Consider the following 12,551-nt stretch of genomic DNA (forward strand, 5'->3'; position numbering starts at 1 on the left):
TGAAGTAGGGCTGTTTTTTTGTGGTGATTTTCGAAGTAGTGGGTCAGAGGGACAGGTCCGTTGTCCCAGATGGGTTTGTGGTTTGATTAAGGACTTAGAGAGTGCCACAAAATGGGTTTAGCGATACAAGCTAGTGTGCTAGAAAAGTATTTAGTAAATATGATAGTGTCTTCCGTACCGTCCCAAAAGGTGAAGCAGACTTCTGATGGCAAATTACTTGTTACAAAATAGTAAGCAATCGCCTGAAGGTACGAATAACGGCTAATCTTACGAACCCTAGTGTACTAATTAAGATAATTCTTGTTTAACCAACTTGATAAAGTTCTTAGCAGGGGTTGAGACATAGTGATGCTCAAGCCAAATCACACCTAGTGAGGAATGCATTGTTGTATCTTTAATCGGAGCAGAGTATAGATCTCCATCCCCATATACATCAAACACCGATTTTGGCACAATCGTTGCTCCCATGCCTCCTTTAACCATTTCCATCAATACATGCATATCTGAGCACTCCGCAATACTTGTAAATTGAAGCTTTTGTTTAGAAAATGCTTCGTGAATGATATTATAGCTTCCCAAACCTTCAGTACTTGGAATAATGAGTGGCAATTGTGAGATTGATTGCAGCGAAACTATGTCCGTTTTCTGCTTACTCACAAAAACAAAGGGCTCACTAAGAAGGTGTTCATATATGAAACCACGATGTTCAAGCGGTAGTCTTACAAATGCCATTTCAATCGCGCGTGATTTGACCATTTCTGCCAGATAAAAAGAATCATTTTGAACAACTTTAATCGAAACGAGTGGGTATTTTTGGTGGAAGGCACGAAGCATGTCCGAAAATCCAGAGACAGATAACGTGTTTAAACCCACCGCGAGTACACCTTTTGTACCTTCTTCTGTTTCTTGAATTTCATTTTTTATTTCCTCAATACTGTTCACGAGATGCAATGCACGTTGATAGAGAACCTCACCTTTATCCGTTAATTCCATACTTTTGCCAATACGTTCAAATAATTTGACTCCAAGCTCTTCTTCCATCTGCTTTAGTAGCATGCTAAGAGGCGGTTGAGACATATGAAGTCGATTGGCGGCTGCTGTAATATTTTTTTCTTCAGCGATTGCAATAAAATAACGTAACTGCTTAATATCCATCAAATTTCTCCTTCTATATAAAAAATATATAGTTTCTATATATATTATATATTTTCCGAATGGTAGAAGTCTATGTTATGATGAATATCGTTTTTAGTGGACGTGAGAAAGGTGATAAACATGGAACGTTTTTTTAAATTGCAACAACATGGTACGACAATTGGAAAGGAATTTTCTGCAGGATTTATTTCATATATAACCGTTGTCTACATTATTATTGTCAATGCAACAATCCTCGCTGTAGCGGGAATTCCTATGGAAGCGGGTATCATTGCTACTATTTTAACTAGTTTCATAGGATGTGTAGTGATTGGGTTATGGGGGAATACACCGATTCTCCTCATTCCTGGAATGGGATTAAATGCGATGTTTACCTATACAATTGTACAATCCGGAGGATTTACATGGCAGGAAGCATTAGCTATGGTTTTTGTAGCGGGACTCATTTTCGTTGTTATTGCTTTTACACCATTAGCGAAAGTGATTACTTCCTCAATTCCAGCCTCTTTAAAAGAAGCGATTACGATTGGGATTGGAATTCTGTTGATATTAATTGGGTTTGACAACGCAGGGATAATTACTAGTTCAGAACACACTCTGCTTGCTATCGGTGATTTAAGTAGCCCGACAGTGATAATTACTTTTATTGGTTTAATTATTACGGTTTTATTATTTATTAAAAATGTACCCGGTAATCTATTGTTAAGTATTTTGATTACATCGGTATTAGCGATAATGTTTGGGGGATCAAACGTAGAGGGAATCTCCTTATCTACACCAGATTTCAGTGAATACTTTGGTGTGTTTGGTCAATTATCTTGGGCACAAGCAGGGAATATTATTTTTTGGCTAACTTCAATTTCACTTGCAATGGTGCTAGTATTTGAAAATATTGGTTTAATACATGGACATACGAACATGTTAAAACGTCCTGAGAGTAGTAAAAAATCCCTTCAGGCTACAGCCGTTTCTGTTTTATCTTCTGGAGTTTTTGGAACGAGCCCAACTGTTGCTTCAGTGGAGTCAGCTGCTGGAATTACGGCTGGAGGAAGAACTGGACTAACAAGTATTGTAACAGGGGTTATGTTTTTAGTTTCTATTTTATTTATACCAGTGATAAAAGTGGTTCCCGCAAGCGCGGTTTCACCAATTCTAATCTTAATTGGGGTTCTGATGTTGCAAAACATTGTGAACATTTCAATGGATGATTTCACTGAGAGTTTCCCGGCGCTTTTAATTATCGTGTTAATTCCATTAACGTATAGTATTGCGGACGGCATGGCAATCGGCTTTATTATGTACCCTGTCATGAAACTTTTGATGGGCAAAGGAAAAGAAATCCATCCGGCACTATATATGATTGCGATATTGTTTATTAGTAATTTTGTCATTCAATATGTGTACTAAAAAATAGCAGTCCTTTATGGGCTGCTATTTTTGTTTAGAACATTCCATTTTCATTAGGAAAGTTTTCAGGTAGGGATTGTCCAATATCCCACAATTCAACAACCTTATTATTTTCGAAACGAAAGATATGTACAACTGCTGCACCACGATCGTCAGGATTTTGTCTGATGTGGGAGTATACAACAACCTTGTCACCTTCTTCTATGGCAAGTTTCACATCGAAAATCTTATGGGGATTCTTGACAGCATTTTCTTCCATAGCGAGCATAAGACTTTTTGCATCTCCACGAAAATGAGGATTATGGTGACAAAAATCAGTGTCGATGTATCGTTCGTATGCTTCTCTTACATTCCCTGACACAACGAGATTTAGAAAAGATAATGCTTTATCTTTAAGTGAGGAAGGGGGTGTGCTTCTTAGATCCGGATTCATTTTAATCATCCTTTTTAAAAAATTATATCTATTAAAATAAATGGGTGTCAATTATGGGAATTATTATTCACAGGTTGTATGATAAACTTTAAAAAGTTACAGAAGAAGAGGTCTTATGAGCATGCGATATGAAGAAAAGGAAAATTTATATTTTCATATAGACTTGAGTCATCTGAAAATCAAACTGTTATTACATTGCATGGCGAAATCAAGGGGTTAATAGGTTTTGGCAAAGTTTTTGGTAAGGTAATGGCAGGTGAATTTATAAAAGCCAGTGCTAAAGATTTAGATGCATTAAAAAGCTATTTAGAGAGATAAGTATATGGTGTTATAAAATAAGTTGAATAACATTTTTTACTTTTTCCGATAATGAAGAAGGTGTAACAGCAACATAGGTAGAATTACATAATATAGAAAAATTTATGAAATTGTAGGTGGATATGATGGGAAGAATCGTTCATTTTGAAGTACATGTGGATGACATGGAGCGAGCAAAGAAGTTTTATGGGGAAGTGTTTGGTTGGAAATTTGAAGATTGGACGGACTATGCGGGGATGCCTTATTTTGGAGCTGTGACAGGGGATGCAAATGAACTTGGTATTAATGGTGCTTTAATGCAAAGACAAGGTCCTCCTCCTGGAGCAAACCAACCTCTGAATGGTTTTGCCTGTACTATGGGTGTGGCGGATTATGATTCAACTGAACAGAAAATCTTGGCTAATGGTGGGAAGGTTGCGTTGCCGAAATATGCACTTCCAGGTATGGCGTGGCAGGGATATTATATTGACACTGAAGGAAATATCTTTGGAATTCATCAACCAGATGAGAATGCGAAATAAGTCTTAATCGTTCCTTCAAATAATAAAGCCTTTTGCCCAATTATGGGTGAAAGGCTTATTAGTTTGATATGTATTTGTTTAGCGATGCTGGTCGAATAAAATTTGATTCCCGTCTGGATCTTCTATGACAAAATGAGCAGGTCCTTCACTTGATTCATCTGCTTCAGTCAGCATAGTCATTCCTTTTTCTTTTAGCTGCTTTTGAATTTCGCGAACGTCTGTAAACGACTCGAGATTTTGTGCGCTTTGATCCCACCCAGGATTAAAAGTGAGAATGTTCTTATCAAACATTCCTTGGAATAAACCGATTACAGTATCACCATTTTTTAAGATGAGCCAATTTTGATTGATATCCCCACCTAGTGTCTGAAATCCTAGGTTTTCATAAAATTCCTTTGATTTGTGAATGTCTTTTACATTTAAACTGACAGAAAATGCTCCAAGTTTCATTTTTTACCTCCTCATTATGGTTTAATTTAACTATAAAGGAGTACTTGGAAATTCACAAGGATATCAGGGTATGATCCATTCAAATTATGGGATAAAATACCAATTGTAATACACGAGGATCATGCTAGAACTTAAATAGATTTATTGAGAGGATGAACAAATGTGACGTATGAAGAAATTATGGAAAAACTTGAGGAAATAGGTTCCGAGCAAATAAAGCAAATTTATAAGAATCATGGTGTAAGAGAGCCGCATTTTGGAGTTAAAATTGGGGATTTAAAAAAGCTTGTTAAGTTTGTAAAGAAAGATTATGAATTAGCGTTAAAATTATATGATTCTGGTAATCATGATGCCATGTATTTAGCGGGTCTCTCGGTAAATCCCAAGCTAATTTCAAAGGAGACGTTACAAGATTGGGCAACTAAAGCATATTGGTATATGGCTGCAGAATATACTGTTGCACAAGTGGCGGCTGAAAGTAAGTTTGCACTCGAATTGGCAAGGGAATGGATGAGATCTGAGGAAGAAATGATTGCAGTTTGTGGATGGAGTACATACTCAAATTATTTATCAATTACACCAGATGAAGAACTAAATATTCCAGAAATAAGAGACCTGTTGAATCAAGTGAAAAGTACGATCCATGAAGAGCGAAATCGGGTTCGCTATGTGATGAATAGCTTTGTTTTGTCTGTGGGTAGTTATGTAGCGGAGCTAAATGATGAAGCAAAGCAAGTCGCAGCACATATTGGAAAGGTGCATGTAGATGTAGGGAATACAGCATGTAAAGTTCCTCTTGCAACTGATTACATAAAGAAGGTAGAAGCGAAAAATCGAGTAGGTATGAAAAGAAAGACTTGTATTTGTTAACTCCAATACGTAATGGATTCACATATTTTTATAAAACTAGAAGGTGAAAAAGATGGAAAAAACAAGAACGATTGAAGCGGTAGACCAATATATTTCGGAACTACCTGAAGATATTCAGAGCATTACACTTGCTTTAAGAAAAATCATACTAGATGCATCTCCAAACTTAATTGAGGAATATAAGTGGTCGATGCCGAATTACACCTACAATGGATTGGTGTGTTATCTTCAGGCCTCTAAAAAACATGTGAATCTTGGTTTCCATAGGGGTGTTGAACTTCAAGAAAAGGATACAAATCAATTATTACAAGGGTCAGGCAAAGGGGTGAGGCATATTAGGATTAAAAAAATGGAAGAGATTCAGCCTGATGTTTTTAACGAATTAATTAAGGCTGCGATGGATTTGAATGAGAAATAAGCTCAGTGTATCTGATTTCAGCAAATAGAATTCAGGCAGATAACGAGTGGGGGTATCTAACATATGGATTTTGAAGTTATTATCGTTGGTGCTGGATCGATGGGAATGGCAGCTGGCTACTACTTAGCGAAGAAAGGGAAGCGTGTATTATTGATAGATTCCCATAATCCTCCACATACAGAAGGATCACATCATGGAGAAACAAGAATTATTCGCCATGCCTATGGAGAAGGCGAGAGTTATGTTGAGATGGCACTAAGGGCACAGGCCTTGTGGAATAAGCTTCAAGAGCTGTCAGAAGAACAAATTTTTGTAAATACAGGGGTTATTAATGTTGGTCTTCCTGATTCTCCATTTATTCAAAATGTAATGAGTAGTGCCGAGAAATTTTCTTTAAATGTGGAACAGTTATCCGCTGCGGAAATTAATGAAAAATGGAATGGTTTTAGTGTACCAGAGGGTTATATAGGCTGTTATGAGTTGGATTCAGGTGTATTAATGAGTGAGAAGTGCATAAGTGCTTATAAGACAGATGCTTTAAAAAATGGAGCAGTTCTTAAGCCTAATTCACCTGTGACATCCATAAGCATATTTGAGAATCATGTAGAGGTACAAACAGAAAATGATAGCTTTACAGCTGAGTCACTCGTCTTTACTCCGGGTGCGGGTGCTAGAAAAGTTCTTCCACTTATTGGACTAGAATTGCCGTTACAGGAAGTAAGAAAAACCTTTTCGTGGTTTGATACTGATGAGGGTATCTATCATTCTGATACGTTTCCAGCCTTCACATTTGAATTGCCTACAGAAACATTCTATGGTTTTCCTAGTATTAATGAAGCAGGTGTTAAAATTGGGCGTCACGATGAGGGACATCCTAGAAATATGGAGAAACCTATTGAAGAATTTGGAACTCATGAAAATGATATACAGGATGTAACTCGTTTTGCAGAGAACTTTTTAGATAAGGTTGGACTTCACAAGTTGGGGAAGGTATGTACATATACGAACACACCAGATGAAGATTTTATTATTGATAAACACCCAAGTTATGATCATGTCGTGATTGCTTGTGGATTCTCAGGCCATGGCTTTAAGTTTAGTAGTGTAGTAGGGGAAATTTTAAGTACATTAGTAACTGGGGATCGTAATACAAAGTTTGATATTCGTCCTTTCTCAATCAAGCGATTTGATAACTAAGCGATGTTGGTGAACGTTAAAAAGCAGTCCTAAGGGGCTGCTTTTTGTATTAGTTTTGGGACAAGGGACCTGTCCCCGTGTACCAAAATCTAAATTTTTTATAAATTCAAGCAATAGGATTGACAGTTCTACACTAGTCTTATTAATATTATGTTATAAAGACGAAAGTGAATAAAACGTAATGTTACTGATTTAGTGTAGAGGAGTGGGGAGTTTGAAGCTAAGAGCAAAGAGAAGTGAGCTAGTGGAAGTAGCAAAGGGGAATATACCTGCTGATTTGTACATAAAAGGTGGGACAGTCATTAATGTGTATTCTGGTGAATTTTTAAAGCTAAATGTGGCTGTATATAAGGATAGTATCGCGTATGTTGGTGAAAGTGAAGCGATGGTTGGAGAGCATACGAAGGTTATTCATGCTGAAGGAAAGTACGTGTCTCCTGGGTTCATTGAGGCACATTCTCATCCATGGGTTGTCTATAACCCTATCAGCATTACAAGCAAGGTGTTGCCACTGGGTACAACCACATCGGTCAATGATAATTTATTTTTCTATTTACATATGGGAGCGAAAGGTTTCAAGGACATGGTTTATGACTTAAAGTCCCTTCCAGGAAATTTCCTTTGGCTTGTAAGACTTGTTTCACAGGCGGACTATCCAGGTGAACGTGAGTGGTATAATCATCAAGATATTCAGGAATTATTAGCATTGGACGAAGTGGTTGGTTCGGCTGAAGTAACACGCTGGCCGCTCCTTTATAATGGAGATCCGTTTCTTCTAGAAACAATGGATTATGTAAAAGAAATCGGAAAGGTTTCCGACGGCCATACTTCAGGCTGTTCGTATGAAAAATTAAATGCGATTGTCGCTTCAGGCGTGACTGCGTGCCATGAGGCGATTACGGCCAAAGAAGCATTAGACCGCCTTCGATTGGGGATGTGGACGACATTACGAAACAGTTCGCTTCGACCAGATTTAGAAGAAGTGATTAAAATGATTACAGAAGGTAAGGTCAGCACAAGTAGAATTGTGATGACAACAGATGGGCCACATCCTGGCTTTATTGAAAGAGAAGGATTTGTTGATGGACTTGTTCGTCAAGCAGTTGAACTTGGTGTTCCAGTGATGGACGCCATTCAAATGGTAACAATCAATGCAGCTACATACCTTCGCCTTGAGGATTATATTGGGGGCATTGCCCCGGGAAGAAAGGCAGACATCCTCCTGCTTCCAGACCTAGTTGACTTCCGCCCGGACTTAGTTGTTGCAAGTGGCGAAATAGTTGCGGAAAATGGACAATTATTCGCATCGATGCCGGAAATAGACTGGACAAAATATGTGGTGAGAGAAGCATTTGAATTCCCGAAATCTGTGTTAGAAAACCCAGAACTCTATCAATATCCACATCCAGATGAGAATGAACCATTACCAGTTTCATATTTTAAGAGTAATGTCATTACCGCTAGGAAGGATACCATCATCCCATCTGTGAATGGTGTTGCGGATCTTTCAGGTCATGAAGGTCTAATGTATTCAGCATTGATTGATCGAAGAGGAAATTGGGTCAGTAGAGCTGTCCTGGAAAGATTTGCTGTTACCCTTGATGGGATGGCTTCGACGTACAATACGACGACAGAGTTACTTGTTGTTGGAAGAAACCATCAAGCGATGGCAAAAGCAGCAGCACGGGCTTATGAAATGGGTGGAGGTATTGTCATTGTGGATGGAAATGACATCATCCTTGAAATCCCGTTACCACTTACAGGTATGATGACTACGAACCCTTCATTTGATAAAGCCGTGCAATATCATGATGAATTGCTTCAAACACTGCAGGAAAGGGGATTCCCATTCCATGATATACTCTATACTTTATTGTTTTTAACCTGCGACTTCCTTCCGGGTTTACGCTTGGTGCCGTATGGTCTATATGAAGTTAAAAAGGATGACATTTTGCTAAAGGCAGAAGCGTTTGGGTCAGAGGTAACGAAGTAATATAAATAAGCAACCAACAAACACGGAAAGATAAATGTTTGTTGGTTGCTTTTTGTTTAGGTTAATAATTCTCCAAACTCCTCAGCAATAAATTTCAACAAAGCCCTTACTGCGAAAGATTGATACCTGTCTTTTTTGGTAATGACAACAAGCTCCCACATTGGAGGTGATTCGAGTGGAATCATGTTTATTTGAGTTTTATCCATTTTTGAATACGTTGATTTAGGTAAAAGAGTAACCCCCAATTGTGCAATCACAAGTTCCGTTATCAAGTCCCATTGTGAACTCACATAAGCAATTGTAGGAGTGAATCCAGCATTTTGACATTGTTGAATAATCAAATTATGTAAAGCAAATTCTTGATTAAAGAGAATAAAAGATTCAGTTTCAAGTTGTTCAAGTTTTACGCAATCCTCATTAGATAATCGGTGTCTGGGATGAGTGAAAAGCATAAATTCTTCTTTAATAAAGGGGGCGACCCAAAATTTATGGTGGTCGGTCGGATTTACTACAACACCAACGCCTACTTGCCCCTCATCTACCAAATGTTCAATACGCTTGGCACCAAGTTCAATTAATTCTAACGACACTTGCGAATGTTTCTTTCCAAATTCTTGCGCAATAGTTGGAAAGAAGAGTGTTCCAATTAAAGGGGGTATCCCAATTTTGATTTTCCCTGTCGGCAGATTGATAAGATCGTCTAATAAGGTATGTAGTTCGTATGTGGCACCTAGTATTTTAGTTGCTTGCATATATACAAGTTTACCTGCATCTGTCAAAACTAATTTTCGAGTTGAGCGTTCGAATAATTCAACGTTAAGGTCAGTTTCTAATTTTTTAATGGATTTACTTAAGGTTGGTTGTGATATGTAGGTGTTAACTGCTGCTTTTGTAAAACTACCGTAATCTACAACTTCCATAAAGTAGCGTAAATCTTTTAACTCCATACATGCCTCCTTTTATTCCATTTTGTAATAAAGTTTATTCTTAATATTCATTTTACGGATAAATGGGATTGTTGTAAAATTTTATTAAGAAGATATTGAAAATTGTGAAATAAATACAGAGATTCAAAAATCGTATTCCAGGAGGGGAAATAAATGAAAACTATATTTACAAGCTTTGAAGAAGCTGTAAGCGCTATCAAAGATGGGATGACCTTAATGGTTGGTGGCTTTGGCCTTGTTGGAATTCCTGAAAATCTAATCATTGGCCTACGGCAGGCGAATGTAAAGGATTTAAAAGTGATTTCGAATAACTGTGGAGTAGATGATTGGGGACTTGGAATCCTTTTGCAAAATAAACAAATCAAAAAGATGATTTCCTCTTATGTGGGAGAAAACGAGGAGTTCGAAAGACAAGTGCTAAGTGGCGAATTGGAGGTTCAACTAGTTCCACAAGGGTCATTAGCAGAGAAAATCAGAGCTGGTGGAGCAGGTATCCCAGCATTTTATACCTCGGCAGGAGTGGGAACTCCAATCGCGGAGGGACGTGAAACAAGAGAGTTTAATGGAAAAGAATATTTACTAGAAGAAGGTTTAACAGCCGATTATAGTCTAGTGAAAGCATGGAAAGCAGATAAATTAGGGAATTTAGTTTATCGACAAACAGCTCAAAACTTTAATCCAATCATGGCAGCAGCTGGGAAATATACGATTGCAGAGGTAGAGGAGATTGTAGAAGTTGGCGAACTCGAACCTAACGAAATTCACACACCCAGCATTTATGTTCAGGGACTTGTTATAGGTAAGCATGAAAAACGAATTGAGAGATTAACAATAAGAGATTAGGGGAGGGAAAACAATGTCGAATAACGTGAGAGTGAAGATTGCAAAAAGGGCGGAGCAGGAAATTAAGGATGGTAATTATGTGAATCTGGGGATTGGCATGCCAACAATGGTGGCAAATTATATTGCGGACAATAAACATGTGGTTTTACAATCGGAAAACGGATTATTAGGAATTGGGCCTTACCCTTCGAAGGAAGAGGTAGACCCTGACCTTATCAACGCAGGAAAAGAAACAGTTACGGCGATGAAGGGAGCTAGCTTTTTTAGCAGTGCCGAGTCTTTTGCTATGATTCGCGGGGGACATATAGATATTGCAATCCTAGGTGGTATGGAAGTGGCTGAGAATGGCGATTTAGCCAACTGGATGATTCCTGGCAAGATGATTAAAGGCATGGGTGGAGCCATGGACTTAGTTCACGGTGCCAAAAAGACGATTGTCATTATGGAGCATGTGAATAAACAAGGTCAGCCTAAACTATTGAAGAAATGTAGTCTACCACTTACAGGTCAAAACGTTGTGGATCGCATTATAACAGATCGAGCCGTTATTGATGTTACAGAGAATGGCTTAAAATTAGTTGAGGTAGCAAAGGGGTATAGTGTAAAAGATATAGTAGAAAATACTGAGGCTGAATTAATCATAGATAATGAAGTTAGTCTTGAAGCATATTAGATACGAAAAAGGATAAGGCAACACCTTATCCTTTTTCTGAAATTTTAAATAAACATCCCTGCAATAGCAGCACTTAATAAAGAAGCAAGCATCCCTGCAGCAACTGATCGTAATCCCAATTTTGCGATATCTGCGCGTCGTGATGGTGCTAGTCCACCTAAACCACCAAGCAGAATGGCCATCGAACTTAAGTTTGCAAAACCACATAATGCAAAACTGACAACGATGACTGTTTTTTCAGTTAGTTCAGGAATTTGAGGGGCAAAATAAGAATATGCCACGAATTCATTTAGGACAAGCTTCTGACCTATAAAGCTTCCAGCCGTGATTGCTTCTGACCATGGTACACCCACGGCAAATGCAATTGGTGAAAAGATGATTCCTAAGATGCTTTCAAGACTCAAAGCGTTATAACCAAATATACCACCTAGTCCACTTAATATTCCGTTTATTAACGCAATAAGTGCAATAAAGGCGAGTAACATGGCACCAACATTTAAAGCAAGTTGTAAACCATCACTTGCACCCCGGGCTGCAGCATCAATTACGTTAGTCGAATCAGTATCTTTTTGCATTTCATAATCTTTAATGTTTGAATGCTCGGTCTCAGGCATAATAATCTTTGCTAAAATAAGTCCAGCTGGTGCAGCCATGAAACTTGCAGCCAGAAGGTATTCTAAGGGAACACCTAGGAGCGCATACCCTACTAGGACAGAACCCGCAACCGAAGCAAGTCCACCTGTCATTACTGCAAATAGTTCCGAGTTGGTCATTTTAGCTAAGTAAGGACGAATGACCAAAGGTGCTTCTGTCTGGCCAACAAAGATATTTGCAGCTGCAGACATGGATTCAGTCATGGAGGTTCCGAGTAACTTAGATAATGCTCCTCCGATGATCTTGATGAACCATTGCATAATCCCAAGATAATAGAGGATTGAGATTAATGAAGAAAAGAAGATAATAATCGTTAACACGTGTATTGCAAAAATAACACCAAATTCCTCTGTATTCGAAAGCGACCCAAATAGAAAAGAAATTCCTTCATTAGCGTAGTTAACAATATCCTGAACCCTCATTGAAACCCATTTAAGTGCCGCTCTTCCTGTCTCCCATTTTAAAACAATAAAAGCAAAACTCAATTGGATAAGTAATCCAATCAGGATTGTTCTGGGATTAATACTACGCCTGTTACCCGATATTAATAAGCCTATCCCAAGTACAACCAAGATTCCGAATATCCCCCAAAGTATGTTCATTAAATCACCTCTAATGGTAGATTTATCATCATTGATAAAGAATATACGAAATAAAGCTTGTATTAGGATA

General features: G+C 38.1%; 13 protein-coding genes. 8 read left to right on the forward strand and 5 right to left on the reverse strand.

All coding sequences use genetic code 11. The features are described from left to right. Positions 1-288 precede the first annotated feature (288 nt). Positions 289-1,155 carry a LysR family transcriptional regulator gene (locus AC6CHV_RS19540; RefSeq protein ID WP_341331148.1) on the reverse strand — a complete coding sequence of 289 codons (867 nt, stop codon included), beginning with the start codon at positions 1,153-1,155 and terminating at the stop codon, positions 289-291. A 120-nt stretch (positions 1,156-1,275) separates the two neighbouring features. On the opposite strand from AC6CHV_RS19540, the gene AC6CHV_RS19545 reads away from it, so the two are divergent. After that, the gene (locus tag AC6CHV_RS19545; protein ID WP_341331149.1) at positions 1,276-2,562 is read left to right on the forward strand and encodes an NCS2 family permease; all 1,287 of its coding nucleotides are present in this window, start codon (positions 1,276-1,278) and stop codon (positions 2,560-2,562) included. A 34-nt stretch (positions 2,563-2,596) separates the two neighbouring features. Here AC6CHV_RS19545 and AC6CHV_RS19550 read toward each other — a convergent pair whose 3' ends face one another. Next, positions 2,597-2,995 carry a nuclear transport factor 2 family protein gene (locus tag AC6CHV_RS19550; RefSeq protein ID WP_341331150.1) on the reverse strand — a complete coding sequence of 133 codons (399 nt, stop codon included), beginning with the start codon at positions 2,993-2,995 and terminating at the stop codon, positions 2,597-2,599. A gap of 443 nt (positions 2,996-3,438) precedes the next feature. Between AC6CHV_RS19550 and AC6CHV_RS19555 the strand changes: the two genes are divergently transcribed. Continuing rightward, positions 3,439-3,834, forward strand: coding sequence for a VOC family protein (locus AC6CHV_RS19555; RefSeq protein WP_341331151.1), 396 nt, complete (start codon positions 3,439-3,441; stop codon positions 3,832-3,834). 78 nt (positions 3,835-3,912) lie between these two features. On the opposite strand, the gene AC6CHV_RS19560 is transcribed toward AC6CHV_RS19555, so the two are convergent. Next, positions 3,913-4,284 carry a VOC family protein gene (locus AC6CHV_RS19560; protein ID WP_341331152.1) on the reverse strand — a complete coding sequence of 124 codons (372 nt, stop codon included), beginning with the start codon at positions 4,282-4,284 and terminating at the stop codon, positions 3,913-3,915. 162 nt (positions 4,285-4,446) lie between these two features. Here AC6CHV_RS19560 and AC6CHV_RS19565 point away from each other — a divergent pair, with 162 nt between their 5' ends. The 4 genes from AC6CHV_RS19565 to AC6CHV_RS19580 all read left to right on the forward strand — a co-directional run bounded on the left by AC6CHV_RS19565 (position 4,447) and on the right by AC6CHV_RS19580 (position 8,762). After that, on the forward strand, positions 4,447-5,154 hold the full coding sequence (locus AC6CHV_RS19565; RefSeq protein WP_341331153.1) for a DNA alkylation repair protein: 708 nt from the start codon (positions 4,447-4,449) through the stop codon (positions 5,152-5,154). A gap of 52 nt (positions 5,155-5,206) precedes the next feature. After that, positions 5,207-5,572 carry a DUF1801 domain-containing protein gene (locus tag AC6CHV_RS19570; RefSeq protein ID WP_341331154.1) on the forward strand — a complete coding sequence of 122 codons (366 nt, stop codon included), beginning with the start codon at positions 5,207-5,209 and terminating at the stop codon, positions 5,570-5,572. 63 nt (positions 5,573-5,635) lie between these two features. Continuing rightward, positions 5,636-6,769 carry an N-methyl-L-tryptophan oxidase gene (gene solA / locus AC6CHV_RS19575; RefSeq protein ID WP_341331155.1) on the forward strand — a complete coding sequence of 378 codons (1,134 nt, stop codon included), beginning with the start codon at positions 5,636-5,638 and terminating at the stop codon, positions 6,767-6,769. 214 nt (positions 6,770-6,983) lie between these two features. Next, positions 6,984-8,762, forward strand: coding sequence for an adenine deaminase C-terminal domain-containing protein (locus AC6CHV_RS19580; RefSeq protein ID WP_341331156.1), 1,779 nt, complete (start codon positions 6,984-6,986; stop codon positions 8,760-8,762). Positions 8,763-8,818: 56 nt separating this feature from the next. On the opposite strand, the gene AC6CHV_RS19585 is transcribed toward AC6CHV_RS19580, so the two are convergent. Then, the gene (locus AC6CHV_RS19585) at positions 8,819-9,709 is read right to left on the reverse strand and encodes a LysR substrate-binding domain-containing protein (RefSeq protein WP_498079518.1); all 891 of its coding nucleotides are present in this window, start codon (positions 9,707-9,709) and stop codon (positions 8,819-8,821) included. A gap of 153 nt (positions 9,710-9,862) precedes the next feature. Between AC6CHV_RS19585 and AC6CHV_RS19590 the strand changes: the two genes are divergently transcribed. Continuing rightward, positions 9,863-10,552, forward strand: coding sequence for a 3-oxoacid CoA-transferase subunit A (locus AC6CHV_RS19590; protein WP_498079519.1), 690 nt, complete (start codon positions 9,863-9,865; stop codon positions 10,550-10,552). Positions 10,553-10,565: 13 nt separating this feature from the next. Continuing rightward, on the forward strand, positions 10,566-11,225 hold the full coding sequence (locus tag AC6CHV_RS19595; protein ID WP_341331159.1) for a CoA transferase subunit B: 660 nt from the start codon (positions 10,566-10,568) through the stop codon (positions 11,223-11,225). A gap of 44 nt (positions 11,226-11,269) precedes the next feature. Here AC6CHV_RS19595 and AC6CHV_RS19600 read toward each other — a convergent pair whose 3' ends face one another. After that, entirely contained in the window at positions 11,270-12,481 is a 1,212-nt protein-coding gene (locus AC6CHV_RS19600; RefSeq protein ID WP_341331160.1) for a NupC/NupG family nucleoside CNT transporter, read from the reverse strand. Positions 12,482-12,551 lie beyond the last annotated feature (70 nt).

Source organism: Ferdinandcohnia sp. GQ5 (genome assembly GCF_059759275.1).

What these genes read in the sequence shown, in the direction of transcription:
- AC6CHV_RS19540 (WP_341331148.1), bottom strand. Translation starts at nt 1,155, where the DNA reads ATGGATATTAAGCAGTTACGTTATTTTATTGCAATCGCTGAAGAAAAA.
- AC6CHV_RS19545 (WP_341331149.1), top strand. Translation starts at nt 1,276, where the DNA reads ATGGAACGTTTTTTTAAATTGCAACAACATGGTACGACAATTGGAAAG.
- AC6CHV_RS19550 (WP_341331150.1), bottom strand. Translation starts at nt 2,995, where the DNA reads ATGAATCCGGATCTAAGAAGCACACCCCCTTCCTCACTTAAAGATAAA.
- AC6CHV_RS19555 (WP_341331151.1), top strand. Translation starts at nt 3,439, where the DNA reads ATGGGAAGAATCGTTCATTTTGAAGTACATGTGGATGACATGGAGCGA.
- AC6CHV_RS19560 (WP_341331152.1), bottom strand. Translation starts at nt 4,284, where the DNA reads ATGAAACTTGGAGCATTTTCTGTCAGTTTAAATGTAAAAGACATTCAC.
- AC6CHV_RS19570 (WP_341331154.1), top strand. Translation starts at nt 5,207, where the DNA reads ATGGAAAAAACAAGAACGATTGAAGCGGTAGACCAATATATTTCGGAA.
- solA (WP_341331155.1), top strand. Translation starts at nt 5,636, where the DNA reads ATGGATTTTGAAGTTATTATCGTTGGTGCTGGATCGATGGGAATGGCA.
- AC6CHV_RS19585 (WP_498079518.1), bottom strand. Translation starts at nt 9,709, where the DNA reads ATGGAGTTAAAAGATTTACGCTACTTTATGGAAGTTGTAGATTACGGT.
- AC6CHV_RS19590 (WP_498079519.1), top strand. Translation starts at nt 9,863, where the DNA reads ATGAAAACTATATTTACAAGCTTTGAAGAAGCTGTAAGCGCTATCAAA.
- AC6CHV_RS19595 (WP_341331159.1), top strand. Translation starts at nt 10,566, where the DNA reads ATGTCGAATAACGTGAGAGTGAAGATTGCAAAAAGGGCGGAGCAGGAA.
- AC6CHV_RS19600 (WP_341331160.1), bottom strand. Translation starts at nt 12,481, where the DNA reads ATGAACATACTTTGGGGGATATTCGGAATCTTGGTTGTACTTGGGATA.